This window comes from Pseudomonas sp. 67(2021), from assembly GCF_017491835.1.
In the GTDB taxonomy this organism is placed as follows: domain Bacteria; phylum Pseudomonadota; class Gammaproteobacteria; order Pseudomonadales; family Pseudomonadaceae; genus Aquipseudomonas; species Aquipseudomonas atacamensis.
The window spans coordinates 11,715-36,365 of sequence record NZ_JAFGYL010000005.1 but is presented as its reverse complement, the minus strand read 5'-3'; the positions used below and the strand labels follow the sequence as shown (position 1 = coordinate 36,365).

At 61.0% G+C, this 24,651-nt stretch carries 22 protein-coding genes; 12 read left to right on the top strand and 10 right to left on the bottom strand.

Going from position 1 to position 24,651, the window contains the following annotated elements; translation table 11 throughout:
• Positions 1-58: 58 nt before the first annotated feature.
• From J5M66_RS08695 to J5M66_RS08685, 3 genes are read left to right on the top strand one after another with little or no spacing between them, the layout of a single operon-like run.
• On the top strand, positions 59-751 hold the full coding sequence (locus tag J5M66_RS08695; protein ID WP_207807895.1) for a fumarylacetoacetate hydrolase family protein: 693 nt from the start codon (positions 59-61) through the stop codon (positions 749-751).
• Between the two features lie 34 nt (positions 752-785).
• Positions 786-1,544 carry an SDR family oxidoreductase gene (locus tag J5M66_RS08690; RefSeq protein WP_122880747.1) on the top strand — a complete coding sequence of 253 codons (759 nt, stop codon included), beginning with the start codon at positions 786-788 and terminating at the stop codon, positions 1,542-1,544.
• Between the two features lie 31 nt (positions 1,545-1,575).
• Positions 1,576-2,532 (top strand): 2-hydroxyacid dehydrogenase, encoded by a 957-nt coding sequence (locus tag J5M66_RS08685; RefSeq protein ID WP_207807896.1) that lies wholly within the window; start codon positions 1,576-1,578, stop codon positions 2,530-2,532.
• Positions 2,533-3,350: 818 nt separating this feature from the next.
• Here the strand turns inward: J5M66_RS08685 and J5M66_RS08680 are convergent.
• Positions 3,351-3,692 carry a hypothetical protein gene (locus tag J5M66_RS08680; RefSeq protein ID WP_071172017.1) on the bottom strand — a complete coding sequence of 114 codons (342 nt, stop codon included), beginning with the start codon at positions 3,690-3,692 and terminating at the stop codon, positions 3,351-3,353.
• Positions 3,693-3,777: 85 nt separating this feature from the next.
• Positions 3,778-4,419: a class II glutamine amidotransferase gene (locus tag J5M66_RS08675; protein ID WP_051600691.1), complete on the bottom strand. Its 642-nt coding sequence runs from the start codon at positions 4,417-4,419 to the stop codon at positions 3,778-3,780.
• Between the two features lie 167 nt (positions 4,420-4,586).
• On the opposite strand from J5M66_RS08675, the gene J5M66_RS08670 reads away from it, so the two are divergent.
• The 3 genes from J5M66_RS08670 to J5M66_RS08660 all read left to right on the top strand — a co-directional run bounded on the left by J5M66_RS08670 (position 4,587) and on the right by J5M66_RS08660 (position 6,601).
• Positions 4,587-4,835 carry a hypothetical protein gene (locus J5M66_RS08670; RefSeq protein ID WP_123442669.1) on the top strand — a complete coding sequence of 83 codons (249 nt, stop codon included), beginning with the start codon at positions 4,587-4,589 and terminating at the stop codon, positions 4,833-4,835.
• Between the two features lie 105 nt (positions 4,836-4,940).
• On the top strand, positions 4,941-6,098 hold the full coding sequence (locus J5M66_RS08665) for a GGDEF domain-containing protein (protein ID WP_073474876.1): 1,158 nt from the start codon (positions 4,941-4,943) through the stop codon (positions 6,096-6,098).
• Positions 6,099-6,106: 8 nt separating this feature from the next.
• Positions 6,107-6,601 (top strand): thioesterase, encoded by a 495-nt coding sequence (locus tag J5M66_RS08660; protein WP_024012687.1) that lies wholly within the window; start codon positions 6,107-6,109, stop codon positions 6,599-6,601.
• A gap of 214 nt (positions 6,602-6,815) precedes the next feature.
• On the opposite strand, the gene J5M66_RS08655 is transcribed toward J5M66_RS08660, so the two are convergent.
• On the bottom strand, positions 6,816-9,020 hold the full coding sequence (locus tag J5M66_RS08655; RefSeq protein WP_110599287.1) for an OsmC domain/YcaO domain-containing protein: 2,205 nt from the start codon (positions 9,018-9,020) through the stop codon (positions 6,816-6,818).
• 220 nt (positions 9,021-9,240) lie between these two features.
• Here J5M66_RS08655 and J5M66_RS08650 point away from each other — a divergent pair, with 220 nt between their 5' ends.
• A complete protein-coding gene (locus J5M66_RS08650; protein WP_122746437.1) occupies positions 9,241-11,850 on the top strand; it encodes an EAL domain-containing protein in 2,610 nt (869 codons plus the stop codon).
• Positions 11,851-11,853: 3 nt separating this feature from the next.
• Here J5M66_RS08650 and cydB read toward each other — a convergent pair whose 3' ends face one another.
• The 5 genes from cydB to ppk2 form a co-directional block, all read right to left on the bottom strand.
• The gene (gene cydB, locus J5M66_RS08645) at positions 11,854-12,855 is read right to left on the bottom strand and encodes a cytochrome d ubiquinol oxidase subunit II (RefSeq protein ID WP_136493534.1); all 1,002 of its coding nucleotides are present in this window, start codon (positions 12,853-12,855) and stop codon (positions 11,854-11,856) included.
• 12 nt (positions 12,856-12,867) lie between these two features.
• On the bottom strand, positions 12,868-14,217 hold the full coding sequence (locus J5M66_RS08640; protein ID WP_243432864.1) for a cytochrome ubiquinol oxidase subunit I: 1,350 nt from the start codon (positions 14,215-14,217) through the stop codon (positions 12,868-12,870).
• Between the two features lie 27 nt (positions 14,218-14,244).
• The gene (locus tag J5M66_RS08635) at positions 14,245-14,634 is read right to left on the bottom strand and encodes a VOC family protein (protein ID WP_123442675.1); all 390 of its coding nucleotides are present in this window, start codon (positions 14,632-14,634) and stop codon (positions 14,245-14,247) included.
• A 23-nt stretch (positions 14,635-14,657) separates the two neighbouring features.
• A complete protein-coding gene (locus J5M66_RS08630; RefSeq protein ID WP_016774424.1) occupies positions 14,658-14,873 on the bottom strand; it encodes a hypothetical protein in 216 nt (71 codons plus the stop codon).
• Positions 14,874-15,575: 702 nt separating this feature from the next.
• Complete coding sequence (ppk2, locus tag J5M66_RS08625; protein ID WP_130888068.1) at positions 15,576-16,391, bottom strand: polyphosphate kinase 2; 816 nt, start codon at positions 16,389-16,391, stop codon at positions 15,576-15,578.
• A 190-nt stretch (positions 16,392-16,581) separates the two neighbouring features.
• Here ppk2 and J5M66_RS08620 point away from each other — a divergent pair, with 190 nt between their 5' ends.
• From J5M66_RS08620 to msrA, 3 genes are all read left to right on the top strand, one after another.
• Positions 16,582-18,708, top strand: a complete 2,127-nt coding sequence (locus J5M66_RS08620) for a TonB-dependent receptor (protein ID WP_207807898.1) — start codon at positions 16,582-16,584, stop codon at positions 18,706-18,708.
• Positions 18,709-18,946: 238 nt separating this feature from the next.
• A complete protein-coding gene (gene sseB / locus J5M66_RS08615) occupies positions 18,947-19,732 on the top strand; it encodes an enhanced serine sensitivity protein SseB (protein ID WP_207807899.1) in 786 nt (261 codons plus the stop codon).
• Between the two features lie 124 nt (positions 19,733-19,856).
• Positions 19,857-20,363: a peptide-methionine (S)-S-oxide reductase MsrA gene (msrA, locus tag J5M66_RS08610; RefSeq protein WP_016774420.1), complete on the top strand. Its 507-nt coding sequence runs from the start codon at positions 19,857-19,859 to the stop codon at positions 20,361-20,363.
• A gap of 18 nt (positions 20,364-20,381) precedes the next feature.
• On the opposite strand, the gene J5M66_RS08605 is transcribed toward msrA, so the two are convergent.
• Positions 20,382-21,599: an MFS transporter gene (locus J5M66_RS08605; RefSeq protein WP_016774419.1), complete on the bottom strand. Its 1,218-nt coding sequence runs from the start codon at positions 21,597-21,599 to the stop codon at positions 20,382-20,384.
• A 129-nt stretch (positions 21,600-21,728) separates the two neighbouring features.
• Between J5M66_RS08605 and J5M66_RS08600 the strand changes: the two genes are divergently transcribed.
• The gene (locus J5M66_RS08600) at positions 21,729-22,352 is read left to right on the top strand and encodes a TetR/AcrR family transcriptional regulator (RefSeq protein WP_016774418.1); all 624 of its coding nucleotides are present in this window, start codon (positions 21,729-21,731) and stop codon (positions 22,350-22,352) included.
• Positions 22,353-22,357: 5 nt separating this feature from the next.
• Here J5M66_RS08600 and J5M66_RS08595 read toward each other — a convergent pair whose 3' ends face one another.
• Positions 22,358-23,584, bottom strand: a complete 1,227-nt coding sequence (locus J5M66_RS08595) for an MFS transporter (protein WP_122692094.1) — start codon at positions 23,582-23,584, stop codon at positions 22,358-22,360.
• A 62-nt stretch (positions 23,585-23,646) separates the two neighbouring features.
• On the opposite strand from J5M66_RS08595, the gene J5M66_RS08590 reads away from it, so the two are divergent.
• Entirely contained in the window at positions 23,647-24,645 is a 999-nt protein-coding gene (locus tag J5M66_RS08590; RefSeq protein ID WP_207807900.1) for an AraC family transcriptional regulator, read from the top strand.
• Positions 24,646-24,651 lie beyond the last annotated feature (6 nt).

Here is a 24,651-nt window from a genome sequence, read left to right as displayed (position 1 = left end):
CCAACTTCACCGACGCCAGCCGCCGTACGCTGCCCTTTCAAACAGGATGACCCGCAGGATGAACATGACTGAATACGTCTTTACCCCGGATCTGCCCGTGACCTTGCCGGTACTCGGCACCGAGCAGCGCTTCCCCGTTGGCCGGGTGTTCTGTGTCGGCCGCAACTACCCATGGCCGGACACTCAAGGCCAGTCGCGCCAGCCGCCAGTGTTTTTCATGAAACCGGCAAGCTGCGTGGTCGATGCTGTCGGCGACATCGCCTTCCCGACAGTGTGCGAGGACTTCGTTCACGAAATCGAACTGGTCGTCGCCATCGGTGAAGGCGGCGCCAATATCCCCGAGGATCAAGCGCTCGCCTACGTGTGGGGCTACGCCGCCGGCCTCGACCTGACCCGCCGCGATGTGCAACGCGCGGCCAAGAGCAACGGCTTGCCGTGGGAAGGCGCCAAGGTGTTCGACGGCGCCGCGCCGATGACTGCCGTTGTCCCGGTGAGCCGCAGCGGCCATCCCGAGGGTGAGTTGTGGCTGAACGTCAACGGCGAAGAACGCCAACGCGACAACCTCGACAGCCAGATCTGGTCGGTCAGTGAAGTAATCGCCCGCATCTCGCAATCCGTGGCCCTGCGCGCCGGCGACCTGATCATGACCGGCAGCCCCGCCGGCGTTGACAGCCTGCAACCGGGCGATGTGATCAACGCTGGCATTGACGGCATAGGCCAATTGCAAATGCGCGTCGGCCCACGGCCCTGATTCCAGCGGATTGAGAAAAAAGGAGAACAACAATATGACGACCTCTTTGAAAGTTGCGCTGGTCACCGGCGCCGGCAGTGGCATCGGCCGCGCCGTGGCGCTGGGCCTGATGGCTGACGGTTTCACCCTCGTGCTCGCCGGACGCCGGCCCGAGCCCTTGCAAGCGTTGGCCGAACTGGCGCAGAGCCAAGGTTATCAAGCCTTGGCGGTGCCCACCGACGTGCGTGACCCGGCCAGTGTCGACGTGCTGTTCGCGACCATTGCCGAGGTCTACGGGCGCCTCGATGTGGTCTTCAACAACGCCGGCGTCAACGCCCCCGCCGTGCCGCTGGACGAGCTGACCTTCGAGCAGTGGCGCAACGTGATCGACACCAACCTCAACGGTGTCTTTCTCTGCGCTCGCGGCGCCTTCGGGCTGATGCGCAAACAACAGCCGCAGGGCGGACGAATCATCAACAACGGTTCGATTTCCGCACACACACCGCGCCCGTTCAGCAGCGCCTACACCGCGAGCAAACACGCCGTGCTCGGCCTGACCAAATCGCTGGCGCTGGACGGCCGCGAATTCAACATTGCCTGCAGCCAGATCGACATCGGCAATGCCCTGACGGAAATGTCGGTGCGCATGACCAAAGGCGTGCGCCAGGCCAATGGCAGCATCGCCGTCGAGCCGATGGTCGACGTCAAACACGTCGCCGATGCAGTGCGCTACATCGCCGGCCTGCCGCTGTCAGCCAACGTCCTGAACATGACCGTCATGGCCAGCGCCATGCCGTTTGCCGGCCGCGGTTGAGCCGGCCTTTTTATTGCGTAACGAGGTAGCCATGAAGCCAGAAATCCTGCAACTGAGCCCGATCCTGATCCCGGCAATCAACGCGCGTCTGGACGAACTGTTCACCGTACGCCGCTACTACCAGCAAGCGGACAAACCCGCCTACATAAACGAACACGGCGCCAACATCCGTGGCGTGATCACCGGCGGCCACACCGGCATCAGCCAGGCGCTGATGGCGCAACTGCCGAACCTGGAAGTCGTCGCGGTCAACGGCGTCGGCACCGACGCCGTCGATCTGGCCTACGCCCGCGACCGCGGCATCCGCGTCACCGCCACCATCGGCGCCCTCACCGAAGACGTCGCCGACCTCGCCATCGGCCTGCTCATCTCGGTCTGTCGCGGCCTGTGCACCAGCGACCGCTACGTGCGCTCCGGCCAATGGCCACAAAGCCCGACCCCACTCGCCCCGCTGCCCTTGGCCCGACAAGTCTCCGGCATGCGCATCGGCATCGTCGGCATGGGCCGCGTCGGCCGCGCCATCGCCACCCGCGCCGCCGCCTTCGGCTGCCCGATCAGCTACACCGACCTGCAACCGATGAGCGACGTCCCCCACACCTTCGTCGCCGACCTCAAACAACTGGCCGGCGACAGCGACGCCCTGATCCTCGCCGCCGCAGCGGACAAGGGCGAAGCGATCATCGACGCGCCAGTGCTGCAAGCGCTGGGCAAGGACGGTTATCTGATCAACGTCGCCCGGGGCAAACTGGTGAATGAGACGGATCTGGTTGCCGCGCTTTCGGCTGGGGAAATCGCCGGGGCGGGGCTGGATGTGTTTGTTGATGAGCCGACTGTGCCTGAAGCGTTGTTTGCTAATGAACAAGTGGTGCTGCAACCGCATCGGGCCAGCGCAACATTGCAGACACGCACGCGGATGGGGGAAATGGTGGTGGCGAGTCTGGTTGATACGTTTGCGGGGAAAGTGCCGGTTGGGTGTGTGACGGGGTGAACGCGTAATGCAGCGCCGTTCACGATTGCGGCATACACCGCCTTCGTGAGCGGGCTCACTCCCACAGGTTTGATTGCGTACATTCAGTGAGAAATGGGGCGTCTGTCAGGCCGCCTTCGCTGGCAAGCCAGCTCCCACAGGTTTTTGTGGCGTAGACAGGAACTGGTCAACACCCAACGTCCAATGCAGGCTTGCTCTCAACAGAAAAGCAAAAGCAAAGGCCAGATCAAAAGATCGCAGCCTTCGGCAGCTCCTACAGTTGGATCGCGTTCCGCTCAAGAACAGGTCGGCTGTCAGGCCGCCTTCGCGAGCAAGCTCGCTCCCACAGAAAAGCAAAAGCAAACCAAGCAGGCCGTCCCGCCACCCAACACGATGAGCGCAAGCTCGAGTAGCTTTTGATCCTGGAGCCCGTCGGCAGGCTGAGTGGAGGGATTGATCCGGGTGTGGGAGCGCAGCGACCGTCTGGCGCAGCCAGACACAGCGGAAGGAGGTGCAGCGAAGCAAACCGTAGCCGCTGCGCCCGGATCGATCCCGGAGCGAAGGAACCCCGAGCCCCAGCGAGCGGGCCGAACGTCAGGGCGAAGCCTTTTTGGGTACTTTTTCGGCGTCTGGAAAAAGTGCCTCGCCGTAAGGGCGAAACCGCCAGCCGCAACACCACCAAAAAAGGATATACACCCAAAAACCCCGAAGCATGGTCGGCCCAAAGGCCGCCAAGTCCCCCAAAAAAAACCCCACAACCGAAAACCAGTGTGGGGCCAAAAAATTGGTTGGTTGCGGCCAACCAAAGGAGCTCTGTCAAAACCATTCAAGCGCTCAGATCAAATACACTCCTGAGCCGCCCGCTCAAAACTCGAAGGCAACAAATTCGACGCCAGCAAATGCCGCTCATAAATGAACACCTTGCCGCCCTTCCCCGCCTTGTACGCCTCCAGCACGTTATCCGCCGACACCTTGCTCGGCACCACAATCCGATAACTGCGCTGACTCTGCGAAACCGTCGGATTCAAGGCACTGCCCTGCAATTTCGGCACCACGCAATCGGCGTACTGCGCCGGCGTCTTGCTGGTCTGCAAGGTCAGGGTCGGATCGTTCGGCGCCGAAGCGCAACCGGCGAGCAACAGGGAAACAAAAGCCATGGCTGGCACGAATAAAGGACGCATGGAGTAAATCCTGAAAATAAAGGTTCGGTTCAACCGGCAACGGTTCGACTTCACGGCGCCGCCGTTGCCATTTACGTTTTAAGAATCAGCTCGACGCCACCAGGGCCTTGAGCGACACATCGAATTGCTTCAGCGCATTGAGTTGCAGGTCACGCTGCTGATTGATCTGCGCGGCGATCTGCGGCGCCGCCTGGTTGTGCACCCAGACCGAAGGCAATTCTTGCTCGATCGCCCCCTCGGCCTTGCCGATGTACTGCAGATCGGCGTCGTAGAACCGTGCAGAGAAGCGCGCCTCGACCAAACTGTTACGCTGAGTCAGCAAGCGGTTGAACGTGTCGAGCTTGACCACCACGTCCGGATGGGCCTGAACCAGCGCATCGAGGTTGTCGTAGACGGTCACCGAGACGAACTGCTGTTGCAGCGAACTCACCAGCCAGTCGAGGGCCAGTTCCGGGTCGGAGCTGCCGACAAAGGCGTCGCGGATTCGCGAGTCCAGTGCGTCTTTCGCACCGTTCAGCGCCATGTCGTGGTAGCGCTCCAGGTATTGCAGGTTCTGCAACGTGTTTTCGCTCAACAACACACCCACGGTCTGCGTGTGCTGCAACGCCGAGGCGCTGGCGGCGATGGGTTGCAGGTGACACGACCGGGCGTCGTCTGCGTAAGCCGGTGCAGTAACCACCCCGCCCATCAGCAGGGCGATCATTGCCAGTCGAGTCAGAATGTTCATCGCGCAATTTCCTTGAGCTGCGTCTTCGATGGAGGCGATTTTCCGCCGATCGCCGGCAAAGCAGAACTTGCGTTTCTTGATGGTCACTATTACTTCCAGCAATAGTTGCGCGTCGCGCAGACTGATGCACACTGAGCACATTCAAGAAAAATGATGAGGGTCTCGCCTTGAGAACGTTTGATCTGATCCGTGACGCCGTGCTGCCCGAATATCGCGATCGCGTAGCCGAATACCTGATGCAGTACGAAAGCGTCCTGCTGGACAAAAACGCCCGCGATGCACAATTGATCCGCGACACTGCCCAGCAACTGCGCGGTTATCTGCGCGGGCTCAACACCACGCGGGTGCTGGGCATGGCCTATTGGGAAGAGCTCGATCGCCGCGTGGTAGACACCTGGCTAAGCCCGCAAGAGTGACCGCTGGAGCGCCAGTGGTCTGCCCGGCAACGCGCCCCCTGCGAAAAACCTGACCAAACGCTTACAATCGCAGGCCTATTGCCATACAGACAGGCCTGCCCGGAAATGCCGCTCGACCCGCCAACGATGCTGACCATCACGATCGCCCTCGCAGCCGCTGCCGCGCTGTACCTGGCGGTCGAGTGGCGCAGCATCCGTGAGCCTTCGCTACTGTTCTGGAGCGCCGGTTTCGCCACCATCACCATCGGTTCCACCCTCGCTCTGCTGCGCAGCAGCGGTTTTCTGCTGCTGGGCATCTGGTTCGCCAACGGCCTGCTGGTGACCGCGCACTTCTTCTTCCTCCTCGGCGTGGCGCGCTTCACCCAGACCCGACTGTCGCCGGCGTGGTACCTGATTTTCGCGACGTGGCTGATCATGTTGATGTTGCCGGACGGCCCGCTGTGGTCCAAGGCCATGCTGGTGGCCAACTCGCTGCTGGTGGCGATCCCGACACTCAAGGCCAGTTCGCTGCTGCGTCCACACGGCAAGTCGTTGAGCGTTGGCGCGGTGCAACTGCGCTATGTGCTGCTCGGCCACGGCATCTTTTATGTGGCCAAGGCCCTGACCGTGGTGATCCCCGGCACGCTGATCGATCTGGCGGCGTTTCGTGGCGAGATCATTCAGATCTCGCTGGTCGAAGGCGCGATGGCGATCATGTTGATCGCCCTGTCGATGACCGGCACCGAGCGTTATCGCCGGGAAAAGCAGATCGCCCGCCTCGCCGAGCGCGATCCACTCACGGCCCTCTACAACCGCCGCGCCCTGGAAAAACGCACGCCACGCCTGTTGGCTGGTGTCTCCGCGCAAAGACCGGGTGCGCTGCTGTTGATCGATATCGACAACTTCAAACTGGTCAACGACCAGTACGGGCATATTGCCGGTGATCGCTTGCTGATTGCCCTGAGCGAGATGATCCGCGCCCAGCTGCCGCCCCATGCGCTGACGGCGCGGCTGGGTGGCGACGAGTTTCTGATGCTGCTCAACAATGCCTCAGCCGAAGCTATCCTTGAACTGGGCAACGCCTTGCGCGAACAGTTTCTGGCCTTGGCGTCGCACACCTATCCCACGTCCGCTGCGGTGACTTTGAGCATCGGCGCCACACTGTTCGACAAACCGCCGGCCAGTCTCGCGGCGCTGATCGAACTTGGCGACGCCGCGCTCTATGAGTCCAAACGCGGCGGCCGCAACCGCTTGCGCCTGTCCGGCCTCGCCACTCCAGGATGACCCCAGCCATGTCCAGCCACGCCACCCCGCTGCAAGACCTCGCCGCCCCCGAAGGCGTTTGTTACGGCTGCGGCGGCCGCAATCCCCAAGGCCTGCACGTGAAAAGTCGTTGGGATGAGGACGGCAGCCACGTCATCGCCGAGCATCTGCCCGACGCCCAATACTGCGGCTGGCCGGATCTGGTTTACGGCGGGCTGATCGCCATGCTCGTCGACTGTCACTCCAACTGGACCGCCATGGCCTGGCACTACCGCGCAGAAAACCGCGAAGCCGGCAGCCTGCCGCGCATCGACTGCGTCACCGGCAACCTCGGGATCAAGTTCATCAAGCCAACGCCGATGGGCGTACCGCTGCTCTTGCGTGCACGGGTCGAAGGTGAAGTCGGGCGCAAGACCCGGGTGATTTGCGAGGTGTATGCAGGGGAAGTGCTGACGGCAGTGGGTGATTCGGTGTTTGTGCGGGTGGATACGGGGCAGTTGGCGGATGCAGCGCATGGCCGCTAAAGCCAAAGCCCCTCACCCTAGCCCTCTCCCAAAGGGAGAGGGAACTGACCGCAGTGTCTGGTGGAAATAGGCCGACCTGGGAAACCGAGTCGAACACAAATTCTGAAAAGCTTGAAAATCGGCTCCCTCTCCCTCGGGAGAGGGCTGGGGTGAGGGGCTGCGGTTCAAGCCACGCAGCCACACTCAAGCCGAAAGCGAAACGTGAGCCAGCTCTTCAACGCGACAAAGCCGCCACACCCGCCCGCGCCGCATGCAGCTTTTTATAGCTCTCGATCAAGCGCAAATGCCGATCCAACCCTTCCAGCTTCATGCTCGTCGGTGTCAGGCCATAGAACCGTACGCTGCCATTGACCGAACCAATCGCCGCATCCATACGCTCGTCACCAAACATCCGGCGGAAGTTGGCCTCGTAGTCTTCCAGCTCGAGATCCTCGTCCAGCTCCATCTCCAGCACCACATTGACCGCTTGATAGAACAAGCCACGCTCAACGGTGTTGTCGTTGTATTGCAGGAATGCCTCGACCAGATCCTTGGCCTCGTCAAACTTCTGCAGCGCGAGGTAGATCAGCAGGCGCAGTTCCAGAATCGTCAACTTGCCCCACGGTGTGTTGTCATCGAACTCGATGCCGATCAGTGTGGTGATATCGGTGTAATCGTCCTGCTCGCTGCGCTCCAGCCCCTGAACGAGGTTGCGCAGGCCGACTTTGCTGAGATTGTGCAGGTTGAGGATGTCGGCGCGGAATTGCAGGGCTTTGTTGGTGTTGTCCCAGATCAGGTCTTCGATCGGGTAGATCTCCGAGTAATCCGGCACGAGGATGCGGCAGGCCTTGGCGCCGATGTGCTCGTAGACCGCCATGTAGACTTCCTTGCCCATGTCTTCGAGGATGCCGAACAGGGTCGCGGCTTCTTCGGCGTTGGAGTTTTCGCCTTGGCCTGAGAAGTCCCACTCGACGAATTCGAAGTCTGGCTTGGCACTGAAGAAGCGCCACGACACCACACCGCTGGAATCGATGAAGTGCTCGACGAAGTTGTTCGGTTCGGTGACTGCCTGCCCCGAGAACGTCGGCTGCGGCAAGTCGTTGAGGCCTTCAAAGCTGCGGCCCTGAAGCAGTTCGGTCAGGCTGCGTTCCAGCGCAACTTCCAGGCTCGGGTGCGCGCCGAAGGAAGCGAAGACGCCGCCAGTGCGCGGGTTCATCAGGGTCACGCACATCACCGGGAATTCACCGCCCAGCGAGGCGTCCTTGACCAGCACCGGGAAGCCCTGCTCTTCCAGGCCTTTGATGCCGGCGAGGATGCTCGGGTATTTCTCCAGTACCTCTTGCGGTACGTCCGGCAGGGCCATTTCGCCTTCGAGGATTTCGCGTTTGACTGCGCGCTCGAAAATTTCCGACAGGCACTGCACCTGCGCTTCGGCCAGGGTGTTGCCGGCGCTCATGCCGTTGCTCAGGTAGAGGTTTTCGATCAGGTTGGACGGGAAGTACACCACTTCACCGTCCGACTGGCGCACGAACGGCAGCGAGCAGATGCCGCGCTGGGTGTTGCCGGAGTTGGTGTCGTACAGGTGCGAGCCACGCAGTTCGCCGTCGCGGTTGTAAATGCCGAGGGTGTAGTCGTCGAGAATTTCGCTGGGCAATTCGTCTTTCGGACCCGGCTTGAACCATTTCTCGTCCGGATAATGGACGAATTCGGCGTTGGCGATGTCTTCGCCCCAGAACTGGTCGTTATAGAAGAAGTTGCAATTGAGGCGCTCGATGAACTCGCCCAGCGCCGACGCCAGTGCGCCTTCCTTGGTCGCGCCCTTGCCGTTGGTGAAGCACATCGGCGAATGCGCATCGCGAATGTGCAGCGACCAGACGTTGGGCACGATGTTGCGCCACGAGGCGATTTCGATCTTCATGCCGAGGTCGGCAAGAATCTTCGACATGTTGGCGATGGTCTGTTCCAGCGGCAGGTCCTTGCCGGCGATGTAGGTGCCTGCCTGGGAATCGGACTGCGGCATCAACAAGGCCTGGGCATCGGCGTCGAGGTTGTCGACTTCTTCGATGATGAACTCGGGGCCGGTCTGCACCACCTTCTTCACGGTGCAGCGGTCGATGGAACGGAGGATGCCCTGGCGATCCTTGTCCGAGATGTCGGCGGGCAATTCGACCTGGATCTTGAAGATCTGGTTGTAGCGGTTTTCCGGGTCGACGATGTTGTTCTGCGACAGGCGAATGTTCTCTGTCGGGATGTTGCGCGTGTCGCAGTACAGCTTGACGAAGTAAGCCGCGCACAAGGCCGACGACGCCAGGAAGTAGTCGAACGGCCCCGGTGCCGAGCCATCGCCCTTGTAGCGAATGGGCTGATCGGCGATCACCGTGAAGTCGTCGAACTTGGCTTCAAGTCGAAGGTTGTCGAGAAAGTTGACCTTGATTTCCATGCGGGATTACCAGAATACGGCTAAACGAATGGCGGCCATTATCCGGTTTTTGTGCGGGAAGTCTCGCCCTTTCGGGATTCGCCGCTGGCCGGCGCTGCTGGAAATTCCAACGGATTCGCTACACTTTGAAAAAATCCAGGCGATACCAATAACAACAATCTGAACATTGTGCGCTCGCCATTGTTCTAGATTCAGAAGACACCGGATCAAGGACGAGCACATGGCCGTTACTCTCCCTGCGCAGCCAATCCCCACCCCGCAACGCGCCGTGACCCGGCGCCTGGCCATCGCCGTTGGCGCACTGTTCGTTGCGGGTGTCATCGCCGCGATCAGCACCCTGCTTGGCATCGCCAATACCCTTGACGCGAAGGATCTGGAACAGAACCAGTTCTATTCCGTGCGCGCCGTGGAAAACCGCATCACCGCGTCGAAAAACTACATCACCAGTTATGCCTACTGGACCCGCGCCTATGAGGCCTTGAGCGGGCCGATCGACGTCAACTGGGCCTACACCGAACAGAACATGGGCAAGACCCTGTTCACCAGCGACGGCTACGACGGCGTGTTCGTCCTTGATCGCAATCGCACCAAGTACGCGGTGATTCGCGGGCAGATGGTTGAAACCGACGTATCCAGCGTACTGCAAGCGCCCGCCTCGGCGTTGGTCGAGCAGGTGCTGAGCCAGCCTGATCTGACCAAGCCGATCAGCCGCTATTCATTGTTCGAAGGCTGGCCGGCGTTGATCACCGCTGCCGCGATCATTCCCAACGACGAGCGCCCGCTGGATGAACTGAGAAACACCTCGGTGCTGGTGTTCGTCGACAAGCTGACCCCGACCAAACTGCGCAAGATCGGCAGCGGTTATGGCCTGACGAACCTGACCCTGGTCCCGGACGACACCATTGAAAAAGGCCATCCAAGCGTGCCGCTCGACAGCACCGGCTACAGCCTGGTCGCCGACCTGCAACGACCCGGTCAGCAATTGCTATGGACGCTGGTGCCACCGCTCGGCGCGACGTTTCTGGTGCTGATGCTGCTGACGGCATACTTCTTCCGCCACGCCCTGCGCTCATCGCAATACGTCGACAACAGTATCCATGCCATGCAGGCCTCGAATCAGGCCCTGGAAGCCGCCAATCATGCGCTCGAAGCCAGTGAAGAACGCTTCCGCGCCGTGGCCGAAGCGGCGTCGGACTGGATCTGGGAAGTTGATGATCAGTTGGCGCTGACCTATCTGTCGGCGCGCTTCAGCGAAGTCACCGGCTACCCGCAAGCCCTGTGGCTGGGCCAGGACATCGGCGAATTACTGACTTGCGACACCACGCCACTGGAGCTGTGGCTGCGCAAACTCAGCGAAGAAAACAGCGCCGGCGATTTGCGCTGCACTTATCGCGATCACTCCGGGCAGCCACGCCACTGCCGGCTCTCGGCGCGGCCGATTTTCGACAAGGACAGCGTCGTCGGCTATCGCGGTACTGCCAGCGATATCACCGACGAAGTCGCCGCCCATGCGCAGATCCAGCACCTGTCGATGCATGACGCCCTGACCGGTCTGCCCAACCGCAACAAACTGGCGCGTTATCTGGATGAAGTGCTGATATTGAAAGAACACTCGCCACCGCTGTCGCTGCTGATGATCGATCTGGACAACTTCAAACCGATCAACGATTCCCTCGGCCATCCTGCCGGTGACGCGGTACTCCAGGAAGTCGCCACGCGTCTGCGCGAATGCACCCGCGAGCACGACCTCGTCGCCCGCCTCGGTGGTGATGAATTCGTCGTGGTGCTCAATGGCATGGACAGCCATAACGAGATCGACAAATTCTGCACACGGCTGATCGGCAGCCTGCATCAGCCGATCCTCTACGAACAGCATCCGCTGCATATCGGCGCCAGTGTCGGCATCGCCCTGAGTCGCCGGCACGGTTTCGTCGCCAGCGATCTGATCCGCTACGCCGACATCGCGCTGTATCAGGCCAAATCCGACGGCAAGAACACCTGGTGCTATTTCGAAGCGCACATGAGCGACCAGATCCAGACGCGCCGGCAAATGGAAGATGACCTGCGCCATGCGCTCAAGCACAACGAATTCGTCCTGCACTACCAGCCGCGCTACAAGGTCGACGGCAAGCACATCGTTTCGGTGGAGGCGCTGGTGCGCTGGCAGCATCCGACCCAGGGCTTGCTCGGGCCGGACGTGTTCATTCCGCTGGCCGAGCAGACCGACCTGATCGTACCGCTGGGCCGCTGGGTGTTGCGCGAAGCCTGCGAAACCGCGCTGGAATGGCCCCATGACATTCTGCTGTCGGTCAACCTATCGCCTGCGCAGTTCGCCCTCAGCGATGTCGTCGAAGATGTTCGTGAAGTGCTGGTGGAAACGCGTTTCCCGGCCAGCCGTCTGGAGCTGGAGATCACCGAAAACGTGATGCTCAACGACACCGACGGCGCGCTGACCACCATGAATCAGCTGAAGGAGCTCGGCGTGCGTCTGAACATGGACGACTTCGGCACCGGTTATTCGTCGCTCGGTTACCTACGCGCCTATCCATTCGACGGGATCAAGATCGACAAACGCTTTATCGCCTCGATCAGCAGCGGCACCAACGACCGTGCCGTGGTGCAAGCGATCATCGGTCTGGGCAAAGCCATGGGGCTGACGGTGACGGCCGAAGGCGTCGAGACCGAGGAGCAACTGGCGATTCTCGGCAAGGATCAATGCAACGAGGTGCAGGGTTATTTCATGAGTCGGCCGATCGACAAGGCGGCTTTTGCTGATCTGCTACGAGCTTCGCGACTGTCGCTGGTGAGCAAAAAAGGTCGGGTGACGTGAATCTCAACCATCGTTGGCAACGCGCACCTTGCCGCTGAACACGCGGAAACCGAAGGTGTTGTAGGCCAGGGTGATGGGAATCAGCACGGCGAATCCGACCAACATGAAGATCTGGCTGGTGGGGCTTGAGGCTGCTTCGCTCAAAGTCAGATCCGGCGGAATGATGAAGGGATACAGCGCGACCAGCATCACCGCGAAAGCCAGCACGAAAACGCCCAATGCGGCGAACAACGGCACACAGTCAAAGCGCTCGTGAAAACCTTTGCTGAACACCCATCCTAGAGCGCTGACGATCAGCCCTGCCGGCAACCACAGCCGAATATCGGCGAGCCTCCGGGCATATTGCGGCTGCAATGTCGCCGTCCATGCGATCAGCACCAGCAATAACGCCACAACGACCAGCGACAGCACGCGGGCCTGGCGGGCCGAGCGCTGCTGCAATTCATCCATGGTGCGCCAGTACAGCCAGCACGTCCCCAGCCAGACGTAACCGAGCACCAGCACCAAACCGCAAAACACCGGGAATGGATTCAGCCAGTCGCGGCCATCGCCGTGGTACTGACCGCCCTGATGGGCAACGCCTTGCACGAGGGTGCCGAGCACCATGCCCTGGACAAACCCGGTCAGCAGCGAAGCCAGGGCCAATACGCCGTCGACGATGCGCTTGCGTCGCTCGTTCGGTGCGTAATCGCGAAACTCCAGCGCCATGGCCCGCGCGATCAAGGCGAGGAACATCACGATAAACGGCACGTACAAGGCCGGCAGCAAGATCGCGTACGCCAGCGGAAACAGCGCCAGCAGCCCGCCGCCGCCGAGCACTAGCCAGGTTTCGTTGGCGTCCCACACCGGCAGAATCGACACCGCCATCACCCTGCGCTGCTTGCTGCAAGCCGTGAGCCCCATGAGCATGCCGACGCCCAGATCGGTGCCGTCGAGCAGCACGTAGTTCATCACCGAGAACGCCAATGCGGCAGCGCACAACAGCGTCAGCCAGTCGGTGTCCATGTCTGCGACTCCTCAGTGCCCGGTTTCGTCGGCAAGCGTGGGCTGCGGCCCGGGTTGATCCTCCTGCGGCGGCTCGCGCAACAGGCGCAGCAACACCCACAGACCGATGCCGAAGATCAGCAGATAAAACAGCAGAATCAACCAGGTCGACCCGACGACTTGAGCCCTCGACACCGACGACAGACTGTCCGCCGTGCGCATTAATCCGTAAACGGTAAACGGCTGTCGCCCCACTTCGGTGACGACCCAGCCGCTGAGCATCGCCAGAAATCCGGCCGGCGCCAGCAGCACGCACGCGCCCAGCCAGCGCCGCGCCGTGTACAGGCGATTACGTCGACGCAGGATCAGGCTGACCACACCCTGCCCAAGCATCAACAGCCCCAGCCCGACCATCAGCCGGAACGCGAAAAACACCGGCGCCACGGGCGGGATGTCCTCAGCCGGGAACTCATCAAGCGCGGCGATGGTGCTGGTCAGGTCATGCTGCAGGTACAGGGAACCAATGCGCGGAATCGCCACCTCCCAGTGGTTGCGGCGCTCTTGCATATCCGGCCATGCGAACAGGCGCAGTGGCTCCCCTGCCCCTTGAGCCGGGCGCGTCCATGAACCTTCTATCGCCGCCACTTTCTGCGGCTGGGCTTGCAAACTGTGCCGGCCATGCAGGTCCCCGACAACGATCTGCACCGGCATCAGCAGCGCAATCACCCACAGCGCCATGGAGAATTGCAGGCGAGCACGCGGATTTTCTGGGGCCTTGCGCAATTGCCAGGCGCTGATCCCGGCAATCAGCGTCGCGCTGCCGATGAACACGGCGAGCAGCATGTGCGCCAAGCGATAGGGAAACGAAGGATTGAAGATGATTGCCCACCAGTCCTCGGCGAGGAAACGCCCGTCCGCGCCAATCGAATAGCCGGCAGGGGTTTGCATCCATGAGTTGGCGGAAAGAATCCAGAACGCGCTGATCAGCGAGCCCACCGCCACCGCACACGTGGCAAAAAAGTGCAGACGCGGACCGACCTTCTTCAGGCCGAACAGCATGATGCCGAGAAATCCCGCTTCGATGAAAAATGCCGCCATCACTTCATAGAACATCAGCGGACCGAGGACATCGCCGGCCTGCACCGACAGCCGCGACCAATTGAGGCCGAACTGATATTCCAGAATCAATCCCGACGCGGTGCCCACTGCGACATTCAGCGCAAACACTTTGAGCCAGTAGCGATAGACATCCAGATAAACCTGGCGCCCGGTCCTCAACCACAACGCTTCCAGCACCATGAGGAAATTCGCCAGACCGATGCTGAACGCCGCCAGCACGATGTGGAAACTGATCGTGATCGCGAACTGAGCGCGGGCGGCCATCAGGGCCGAATCAACAGGCTCCATCCATCAGCCGCTGTAGAACACAGCAAGCTTGTTGCCTTCGGGATCGCGCAGATAGGCCACGTAAAAGTCCGGCGTATAGGCTTCGCGCGTGCCCGGCGGTCCTTCATTGCTGCCGCCACTGTCGAGCCCGGCCTTGTGCACCTGATCGACCTGGTGCCGCGAGTCGGCGCGAAATGCCGGCATCATGCCGTTGCCCGGGGTCGCCGGCTCACCATTGAACGGTTTCGAGATGTGCACACTGCCGGGCCCGTTGGACTTGTCGGCGCAATCGGGCAAGTAGAAACAGTAGTGTTCTTCACGGTCATGCCGGTAGCCAAGCGGCGTCAGGATCGCCTTGTAAAAAGCCGCCGAACGCTCGACATCGTTGGCGCCGATAAACAGATAACTGAGCATGGGATCTCCTCCGATGGCAGCTGTCAGCGCTGTGGCTGTTCCTCGTTCAGGGTAAAAACATTGCCGGCGTCACGCACCAATTGGCGCCATTCGGCACTGGTGATCAGGCCTTGCTCCTCCATCTGATCCGCAGCCTTGAGCAACTCGTCATATTGCTGTTCCGGATCCAGATCGCCCTCGGCCTGCTCCGCCATCCTGCGCCATGCCGCCAGTGATGCCTTCTTTTGCTGATCGAACATACGGGTATCTCCTGAGGGACTTACCCGGTAGAAAAAACAGCGCGACAGAGGTTCAGGGCAGACGACGGATGGACGGTTGATACGCAAAACCTTGTCGGAGTGAGCCTGCTCGCGATAGCGGTATATCGGTCAAATTAAATTTGAATGCTCCTCCGTCATCGCGAGCAGGCTCACTCCCACAGAAAAGCAAAATCCAAAGATCGCAGCCTTCGGCAGCTCCTTGTTGGATCGCGTACCACCTCAAGAACAGGTCGGCTGTCAGGCCGCCTTCGCGAGCAGGCTCGCTCCCACAAAAGCAAAGCAGCGCAGCTGCCCGCGGCGAAGCCGCCCCACTCAACAATGAGCGCAAGCTCGAGTGCTCTTGATCTTGATCCACCGGCGACGTCGGAAGGCTGAGTGGAGGGATTGATCCGGGCGTGGGAGCGCAGCGACCGTTCGACGAAGTCGAACACAGCGGAAGGAGGTGCAGCGAAGCAAACCGTAGCCGCTGCGCCCGGATCAGTCCCGTAGCGAAGGAACCCGAGCCTGCGAGGGCCGAACGTAGGAGCAAGCCTTTTCGGTTACCTTTTTGGCGTCTGAAAAAGGTGACTCGCCGTAAGGGCGAAACCGCCAACCGCCACACCGCAAAAAACGGATATTCACCCAAACCAACCAAAGCCTGGTCGGCCCAAAGGCCGCCAAGCCCCAAAAAAACCGCAAATGTCAAAACCGCTCCGCCACCCGCTTGTACGGATAATCCGGCTCCCGATACTTGCCCGGCTTCTGCCGTTTCGGCAACTCGACCTTGTCGCGCTCAACCTCCTCATAGGGGATGCGACTGAGCAGATCAGTGATGATGTTCAGCCGTGCACGACGTTTGTCGTTGGAATCGGCAACCCTCCACGGCGCCCAATCGGTATCGGTATGCTTGAACATCTCGTCCCGCGCCCGTGAGTAGTCATACCAGCGGCTGTAGGATTTCAGATCCATTGGTGTCAATTTCCAGGTCTTGCGCCCGTCATTGATTCGCGCTTCGAGCCGGCGGGTCTGTTCCTCCGGACTGACCTCAAGCCAGTACTTGAGCAGGATCACCCCCGAATCAACGATGGCGTTCTCCACCCAAGGAATCGACTTGAGAAACTTGTCGGCCTGCTCCTCGGTGCAAAAGCCCATGACCCGTTCGACACCGGCGCGGTTGTACCAACTGCGGTCGAAAATCACCACCTCGCCGCCCGCCGGCAGATGCGGCAGGTAGCGCTGCACATGCATCTGGCTCTTTTCGCGATCGGTTGGCGCCGGTAATGCCATCACGCGGAACACCCGTGGGCTGACGCGTTCGGTGATCGCCTTGATCACCCCGCCCTTGCCTGCACCGTCGCGCCCTTCGAAAACAATACACACCTTGACACCTTTGGCGATGACCCACTCCTGCAGCTTGACCAGTTCAATGTGCAGCTTGCGCAGCTGTTCCAGATAGTCCTTGTTTTTCAAGCGTGGACGTTCGATTGCCTTTGCAGGTTTCTTCTTGTCTTTCGCCATGAACCTGTCCTCGCGCTTCAACAGCCCGCTGAATTTGTTTATTGACCCGAAGGGCCTGATCCGTGAGGTTAGTTCACGCCCGGTTGTTTGCCATTGCCGGGCAAAAAAGCCTTGTCGCCATGTGTTTCCTGAGATTGTTCCGACGTCGCACTGTTCATTGCCCGATCCCCTGTTTGCTGGAGTTTTTTCGATGCCGTCGTCCAAATCATTGCCCACTGCCCTGCTCGGTCTGGCCCTGGCCTGCCCGGCGATGGCCGAGACCCAAGGTCTGGAGCTGGGGCAAGTGCTGATTTCGGCGGATCAGCGCAGTAGCAGCGATGCAGCGGTCGAAGAAGCGCGGCAACGCCTTGAGCAGGTTCCCGGCGGCACCAACGTGGTCGACATGCGCCAGCCGTTGCAGGGCCGCGTTGCCAGCAATCAGGATGTGCTCGCCTATCAGCCGGGGGTGTATGCGCAGTCGGCGGGCAACGAAGGCGTGAAAATTTCCATCCGTGGTTCAGGCATCAACCGCGCGCCCGGCGCCCACGCCTCGGGGCTGTACACGATGCTGGATGGCTTGCCCCTCACCGGCCCCGGCGGCACACCGTATGAATTGCTCGAGCCACTGTGGGTCGAGCATGTCGAAGTTCTGCGCGGCGCCAATGGCTTCGATCGCGGTGCGCTGGCGCTGGGCGGCGCTATCGATTACGTCAGCCACACCGGTTACACCGCGCCGAAACTGCAAGTGCGTTACGCCACCGGCAGCCATGGCTATCAGCAGCGCCAGGTCAGCTCCGGGCAAGTGCTGGGCGATTTCGATTATTACGTGTCCCTGACCGATGCCAACGCCGACGGCTATCAGGACCACACCGCCAGCGAGAGCAAAGGCATGATCGCCAACTTCGGCTATCGCTTCAACCCGAATCTGGAAACCCGCTTCTACTTTCGCTATCGCGAAACCGACAACGACCTCGCCGGTCGCGTGACCAAGCATTCCATCGAACACAGCCCACGGGCAGCCAATCCGGCGTATGTGGCCCGCGATGACAGCCGCAAGCAGCCCGGCAGTACCTTCATCGGCAACAAAACCACGTTCTACCTCGACGACGATTCGAGCATCCATACCGGCCTCGCCTACCACGACTACCCGATGGATCTGCGCGAAGGCCCGAACCGGTTGAAAGTGGCTTATACCGACGTCAGCGGCACCTTCGACTACAAGCGCCGCGACACGCTGTTCGGCATGGAAAGCCGCAGCAATGTCGGCCTGCGCGTGACCAAGCACCTGCCCAACGATGGCGCCAGCGAGTTCGTGCGCATCCCGAGTGGCAACACCGCCAGCTATGCCCCGGGCACGCGGATGCGCAACTTCACTTATCAGGGTTCGGACACCGTGCTGCATTTCGGCAATGACCTGGAAATTGCCGACGACCTCTGGCTGACCACCGGCCTCGCCGCCATTTACACCCGCCGCGAAAGCGCCGTGACCTATCCGCAGGGCGGCGGCAAAACCAGTCTCAGCGACTGGGACTATGCACCGCGCATCGGCCTGCGCTACCAGATCACCCCGGACGTGCAAGTGTTCGGCAACCTCAGCCGCTCCGTCGAAGCACCGCACCCGTGGTCGCTGATCTACAGCTCCAACGTGCGCTTCCCTGCCGGCAATGGCGCCGCCACCGGCACCCAGCGCGACCCGGTCGAACTGCAAAACCAGACTGCAACCACTCTGGAACTCGGTGGCCGGGGCGACAGCCATTTGGGCGAATGGAGCCTGGCCTGGTACTACGCGCAAGTTCGTCACGAACTGCTTTCGGTACTGCCGGACGCCAACGCCGTCACGCCATACGAACTCAACGCCAGCCCGACCGTGCACCAAGGCATCGAAGCCAGCCTCAACAGCCAACTCTGGACCGCCGCCGACGGCCGCCAGTTGAGCTTGCGCCAGGCCTACACCTTCAGCGACTTCCACTACCGCGACGACGAACGCTTCGGCGACAACCGCCTGCCGGGCCTGCCGATGCATTATTACCAGGGCGAACTGCGTTACGACTGGCCGCAGGGCTTCTTCGCCGCCGTGAATACGCAACTGGTGTCCAAAGTTGCCGTGGACTACGCCAACAGCTACTACGCCGACCCGTACGCCCTGTTCGGCGCCACGCTGGGCTACAACGCGCCGAAGGGCGACTGGCAAGGCTGGGTCGACATGCGCAACCTGACCGGCAAGCGTTATGCGGCAACGGTCACGCCGGGGTATGACGACAAAGGTCTGGATGCCGCGCGGTCGACCCCGGGTGAAGGGATGGGGGTTTATGTTGGGGTTTCGTGGAGTTTGCTATAAGACCCAACGCGAAATTCAAATGTGGGAGCGAGCCTGCTCGCGAAAGCGGTGTATCAGCCGTGAGTTATTTCAACTGACACGACGCCTTCGCGAGCAGGCTCGCTCCCACAGTTGGCTTTGTGGTGTTGGTTAGAACAACGCAGGGTTCGAATCTCTGGACGAGTATCATCGTGACAGCACGTCTCCTCGGACCGACCAGGTAATCATCGTTCTCCATTGAAAATAACGGACTGACCTCATGGATACTTCCCAAGAAAACCCTCTGGAAACATCGCTCCGGCTGGCCGCGGACGAACCCGCGCATCGCCCTGAGTTCTATCGCACCCTTCTGGACTCGACCCTCTACATCCTCGGCACCGCCGGTGCGGCGCAAGGTCATGTCAATCTCGAAGCCGGCAGCAACATCAGCATCGCCCATTGGCAGAAGCCCGATGGCACGCCAGTCATTCCGTTCTTCTCCTCACTGCCAACGCTGCAACAATCCATCGACAGCGAGCAGAGCTATGTAGAAATCCCTGCCCGATCATTGTTCGAAATCACGCTGGGCGCGCTGCTCTTTCTGAATCCTAAGTCGCCGTACGGCAAGGAATTCCTTCCGGATGAAGTGCAACGCCTGCTCTCAGGCGAAATCGGCCGGCCCGCCACGCAGCGTACCGTCGAAAAAGAAACCAACGTCTTGCTTGGACAGCCTTCGGACTACCCATCGACGATGGTCCATTCGCTCTCGCAATTGCTGGCCAAACACGCCAATGTGAAACGCGCATTCCTGGCGCTGATGCACGACCCCTCGATTGATGAAAAACCGCACTTGATCGTCGGCATCGAAGCGGATGGCGATATCGAACAGGTCATGCGCGAAGCCGGCAATGTCGCTGCGGACACAGCCCCCGATGGCGGACCAGTTGATTTTTGCCGCGTGCTGACGAGACAAGCCGGGCTGAGTGATTACTTCCTCAGGGAGACCAAACCGTTCTACGAACGCAAGTCACCGAGCAGGCTGCGTTCGTTATTTGGCTTTGGTTGACACGCCTGCATGCCGCTTGATCAGCAGGCCAGCGGTCGATTCTGATGAGCGTAACCTTGGATTCTCTCAACCCGCCCTCATAACAGTGGGTATCCCCACATCGTCTCGAGAGGAAGCACACACCATGACCACTCAAACCGAAACTGCCATTCTCGCCGGCGGCTGCTTCTGGGGCATGCAGGATCTGTTGCGCCGCTATCCGGGTGTGCTGAAAACCCGCGTCGGCTATACCGGCGGCGATGTGCCGAATGCGACCTATCGCAACCACGGCAACCACGCCGAAGCCATCGAGATTGAATTCGATCCGGCGGTAATCAGCTACCGGCAGATCCTCGAGTTCTTCTTCCAGATCCACGACCCGAGCACGCCCAACCGTCAAGGCAACGATCTTGGCCCGAGCTACCGGTCGGCGATCTACTACCTCAACGACGAGCAGCGTGCCGTCGCCGAAGACACCGCTGCCGATGTCGACGCCTCGAAGCTGTGGCCGGGCCGTGTGGTAACCGAAATCGAACCGGCCGGGCCGTTCTGGGAAGCGGAACCCGAGCATCAGGATTACCTGGAGCGGATTCCGAATGGCTACACTTGCCATTTCATCCGGCCTAACTGGAAACTGCCGAAGCGCGGTTGAAGAAACTGCTGGCGGGGTTCAATGCCCCGCCACCACCGAAGCTTCTACAGAGCGCGGGCCCGACTTGAAACCGTGGGCCCGGGCACCCCAGGCAATGGCGAAGGCGATAGCGACCAGTGCCAGCATGGCCCACGGAAATGAGGCAACGCCCCACTGATCGAGCAGCACGCCGCCGACGACACCGCTGCCAGCGATCGCGCTGTTCCACGCCACTACATTCAACGACAAGGCGACATCCGCTCCGTTGCCCGCCGCGTCAGCCAGCGCCGTTTGCAACAGCGTCGCCGCGCCGCCGAACGTCAAACCCCATACCGCCACGCCGAGATAAATCACCTCTGGGTTGCGTCCGCCAAAACCCAGCGCCACGCAGACCGCGGCAAAGGTCGCCAAACTCAGCAGAACAGTCGAGCGCAGCAGCGGCTCGACCAGCTTCGCCGTCAGCCATATCCCGACCAGCGCGGCGATGCCGAAGATCAACAACACCACATCCACCCGCTCGGCCATGCCCGCCGGCGCCACGAACGGAGCGATATAGGTGTAGAGAATGTTGTGCGCCAGCATCCAGCTGATCACCACTGCAAGCACAGGACGCACGCCCGGGGTAGTCAAGACTTTGCTCAGCGATAGGCGTTGATGGGCCGGCTGCGGCGGGTAGTCGGGCACTTTCACCAGCACCCAGACGATCAGTACCAAGGTCAGCGCCGACATCAGGCCGAATGTAGTGCGCCAACCGACCAGCCCACCGAGCCACGTACCCAGAGGCACGCCCAGCGACAGCGCAATCGGTGTGCCGACCATCGCCAGTGCCAACGCCTTGCCCTGCTGTTCGGGCTCAACCATGCGTCGCGCATAGCCGGCCAACAGACTCCATGCCAAACCCGCTGCAACCCCGGCGAAGAACCGCGCGACCAGCGTAACGCCGTAGTGCGACGACAGCGCGGTAATCGAATTGAACAGCAGGAAACCGACAATCGTCAGCAGCAGCACGTTGCGGCGCCGCCAGCCCCGGGTGGCGATGGTCATCGGGATCACCGCCAGTACGGAACCCAATGCGTACGCGGTAACCATTTGCCCGGCCATGGACGGCGAAATCGCCAGGCCTTCACTGATCAACGGCAACAGGCCCGCCGGCAGGGTTTCGGTGACGATGCAGATGAAGCCAGTCATGGCCAGCGCCAGCAAAGCGCCGATGGGCAGACCTTTTGGCGTAGCCGTTAACGTGATTGAAGGTGTCACTGGAAGCTCCTCGAAAAACCGACTCAGATTTAAATACCGATCGATCTAGATCCTGAGGGTGCATGCGCAGCGTTGTCAACAATTTCTGTATCGACTAGTCTTTATATTAAATCAATGAGGAGTCAGGTCATGGCGAGAACCGGTCGCCCCCGTCAGTTTGATCGCGACGACGCCGTCGATCAGGCTTTGCAACTGTTCTGGCAACACGGCTACGACGCGACATCGCTGGCCCAATTGAAGGCAGGCCTGGGTGGCGGTATCTCTGCACCTAGCTTCTACGCCGCGTTCGGTTCCAAGGAAGCGTTGTTCGATGAATGCGTGCAGCGTTATTTAACCACCTATGCGCAAGTCACCGAGTGCCTGTGGGACGACAGCCTGCCACCACGCCAGGCGATCGAGACCGCTTTGCGCCAGTCGGCACGCATGCAGTGCGACGACACACACCCCAAGGGCTGCATGGTTACCCTCGGCGTCATGAGCGCACCGAGCCCGGAAACCGCCCATGTGGCGCAAGCCCTGACCCACTCAAGGCAGCGCACCCGTGCCGGCATTCAAGCCTGCGTCGAACGCGCTGTGAATGCCGACGAGCTGGCCAGCGGCACAAGTGCGGCGGCGATGGCGACGGTATTCGACAGTTTCCTGCAGGGCATATCCATCCTCGCCAGAGACAACACCGCGCTGGATAACATTGATGCTGCTATCACTCAGGTCATGCAAACCTGGGACATTGCCGTCACGCGTAAGGCGGATTGATCAAATCACAAATGCACCGGTGCCACCGGCGCCGAACCCGGCTCCGGCACATCGACATTGACCTTCAGTGCAATCAGCAGCGCGGCCAGCAACATCAGAATTCCAGCCGCTACAAACACACCATGGATACCGCTGAAACTGAACACCGAACCGCCGGCGGCGGCGCCTGCGGCAATCGCCGACTGCACGGACGCCACAACCATGCCGCCTGCGCTTTCGGCCTGATCGGGTATCGAGCGCGCCACCCAGTTCGACCATGCGACCGGCACGCCACCGAAGGCCATCCCCCACAGCGCCAAGAGCAACGCCTGCCCGGTGACCGACGCCGGTAACCCGACCAACGCCAGAGCGGCAACACCCACCAACACCGGCATCAGCACCAGTGTTGCGCGTGGATTGCGCTGCAACAGCCAGCCGGCGAACAGCGTGCCGGCAAAGTTCGCCACGCCGAAACCAAGGAGCATCAGTGCCAGCGTCTGCGGGCCGACGCCGGTGGTGCTTTCCAGAAATGGCCTGATGTAGGTGAACAACGCAAAGTGACCGGTGTGCACCAATACACAGCCAAACATGCCAATAGCAATGCCCGGTCGCAGCAACACCTCAAGCACCGTGCGCAGGCGTGACGGACGATGCGGCGCCAGACTGGGTAGCGTGAACATTTGAAAGACCAGCGTCACCACGCCAACCGCCGCAGCTGCGAAAAACGCACTGCGCCAGCCAAACTGACCGCCGAGATAACTGCCCAATGGCACCGCCACCACGGTACCCACGGCGATCCCGCTGAAGATGATCGACAACGCGCGGGGCAGCAGTGCCGCCGGCACCAGGCGCATCGCCACAGCCGCCGCCATGCTCCAGAATCCGCCCAGAGCTATGCCCAAAAGGATGCGCATGATCAGCAATACTGCGAGGCTGGACGACAACGCGACCAGCAGATTCGATGCGATCATCAGTGCCGAGAAACCGAGCAAGACCAGGCGCCGATCAAGGCTGCGCGTCAACCCGGGCACCAGTAATCCGGCAAACAGCGCGACCACCGCAGTCACCGTCACCGCTTGCCCGGCCAGCGCTTCGCTGACGCCGAGATCGAGCGCCATCGGCGTCAGCAGGCTGGCCGGCAGATACTCCGCCGTGAGCAGACCAAACACGCCCATCGCCAGTGAAAACACCGCCATCCACGCAGGCACCAGCGGCTCCCCGTCAGTTCGCCCATCACCTACACGTTCATTCATTTCAAGACTCCCTCGGACATTTCGAGAGGGCAGTCTATTGGCGGCAAACCGGATGATCTATGATGCATAGTCTTGAACTTTTGATCGAAACCCCGAACATGAGCAGCACCGATCCCTTTTCACTGTCATCAGACCTGATCACTGAATTGCTGCGCAGCATGCGTTTGCGTGGCGTGCAATATCGTCGGATCCACGCTGGTCCGCCGTATGGTCTGGGTTTTAGCGACAAGTCCGGCCATGCGTATTTCCACTTCGTCGCCGCTGGATCGACGGTATTGCGACTGGAGGACGGCAGCCTGTACGAATTGTCGGCGGGCAATGCAGTGTTCATCGCCCACGGTGCCGCGCACCAGTTGCTGTCACACCCAAACGCCGAGGTGCAGGACATTGACAACGCCGTCGCCGCGCCACTCGGCGATACGGTCTGCGCTTTGCAGGTCGGTCACAGCGCCGATTCGCCCGATAGCGCCCTGCTCTTTAGTGGCTGTATGGAGTTCGAACTCGGCAGCCTGCAAGGCCTCGGTCGGCTGATGCCGGGTCTTATGCTGATCGACGCTGGCGGCCAGCGTTATCCGGGACTTATGCCAATCCTTGCGACCATGGAACGCGAAGTCAGCGCAGCGCGCATTGGCTTCGCCGGCATTCTCGCGCGCCTTGCCGACGTAGTGGCGGCAATGATTGTTCGCGGCTGGGTCGAATGCGCTTGCGGCAATGCCTCCGGTCTCGTCGCCGCCCTGCGCGACCCACGCTTGGCGCAGGCCTTGCTGGCCCTGCACCAACAACCGGGGCGCGACTGGAGCGTCGCCGAACTCGCAACGCTGTGCAACACCTCACGCTCGGTCTTCGCCGAACGCTTCCAGACCACCCTCGGCACCCCGCCGCTGCGCTACGCCACCGAACTGCGCATGCGCCTGGCCAGTCAGTGGCTGACGCTGGAAAGACTGCCAATCGAAGAAGTGGCGCAGCGCTTGGGCTACACCTCCCAAGCGGCGTTCAGTCGTGCGTTCAAGCGGATAACAGGAAGCTCACCGGGAGCGAGTCGGCGCCAGCGCGCACTATAAGAATTG

Coding starts and splice junctions, on each gene's coding strand:
- J5M66_RS08655 (WP_110599287.1), bottom strand. CDS start 9,020: ATGGAAATCAAGGTCAACTTTCTCGACAACCTTCGACTTGAAGCCAAG.
- J5M66_RS08620 (WP_207807898.1), top strand. CDS start 16,582: ATGCCGTCGTCCAAATCATTGCCCACTGCCCTGCTCGGTCTGGCCCTG.
- J5M66_RS08680 (WP_071172017.1), bottom strand. CDS start 3,692: ATGCGTCCTTTATTCGTGCCAGCCATGGCTTTTGTTTCCCTGTTGCTC.
- J5M66_RS08690 (WP_122880747.1), top strand. CDS start 786: ATGACGACCTCTTTGAAAGTTGCGCTGGTCACCGGCGCCGGCAGTGGC.
- J5M66_RS08635 (WP_123442675.1), bottom strand. CDS start 14,634: ATGCTCAGTTATCTGTTTATCGGCGCCAACGATGTCGAGCGTTCGGCG.
- msrA (WP_016774420.1), top strand. CDS start 19,857: ATGACCACTCAAACCGAAACTGCCATTCTCGCCGGCGGCTGCTTCTGG.
- J5M66_RS08600 (WP_016774418.1), top strand. CDS start 21,729: ATGGCGAGAACCGGTCGCCCCCGTCAGTTTGATCGCGACGACGCCGTC.
- J5M66_RS08595 (WP_122692094.1), bottom strand. CDS start 23,584: ATGAATGAACGTGTAGGTGATGGGCGAACTGACGGGGAGCCGCTGGTG.
- J5M66_RS08665 (WP_073474876.1), top strand. CDS start 4,941: ATGCCGCTCGACCCGCCAACGATGCTGACCATCACGATCGCCCTCGCA.
- J5M66_RS08660 (WP_024012687.1), top strand. CDS start 6,107: ATGTCCAGCCACGCCACCCCGCTGCAAGACCTCGCCGCCCCCGAAGGC.
- J5M66_RS08695 (WP_207807895.1), top strand. CDS start 59: ATGAACATGACTGAATACGTCTTTACCCCGGATCTGCCCGTGACCTTG.
- J5M66_RS08685 (WP_207807896.1), top strand. CDS start 1,576: ATGAAGCCAGAAATCCTGCAACTGAGCCCGATCCTGATCCCGGCAATC.
- J5M66_RS08630 (WP_016774424.1), bottom strand. CDS start 14,873: ATGTTCGATCAGCAAAAGAAGGCATCACTGGCGGCATGGCGCAGGATG.
- sseB (WP_207807899.1), top strand. CDS start 18,947: ATGGATACTTCCCAAGAAAACCCTCTGGAAACATCGCTCCGGCTGGCC.
- J5M66_RS08650 (WP_122746437.1), top strand. CDS start 9,241: ATGGCCGTTACTCTCCCTGCGCAGCCAATCCCCACCCCGCAACGCGCC.
- J5M66_RS08675 (WP_051600691.1), bottom strand. CDS start 4,419: ATGAACATTCTGACTCGACTGGCAATGATCGCCCTGCTGATGGGCGGG.
- J5M66_RS08640 (WP_243432864.1), bottom strand. CDS start 14,217: ATGGCCGCCCGCGCTCAGTTCGCGATCACGATCAGTTTCCACATCGTG.
- J5M66_RS08590 (WP_207807900.1), top strand. CDS start 23,647: ATGCATAGTCTTGAACTTTTGATCGAAACCCCGAACATGAGCAGCACC.
- cydB (WP_136493534.1), bottom strand. CDS start 12,855: ATGGACACCGACTGGCTGACGCTGTTGTGCGCTGCCGCATTGGCGTTC.
- ppk2 (WP_130888068.1), bottom strand. CDS start 16,391: ATGGCGAAAGACAAGAAGAAACCTGCAAAGGCAATCGAACGTCCACGC.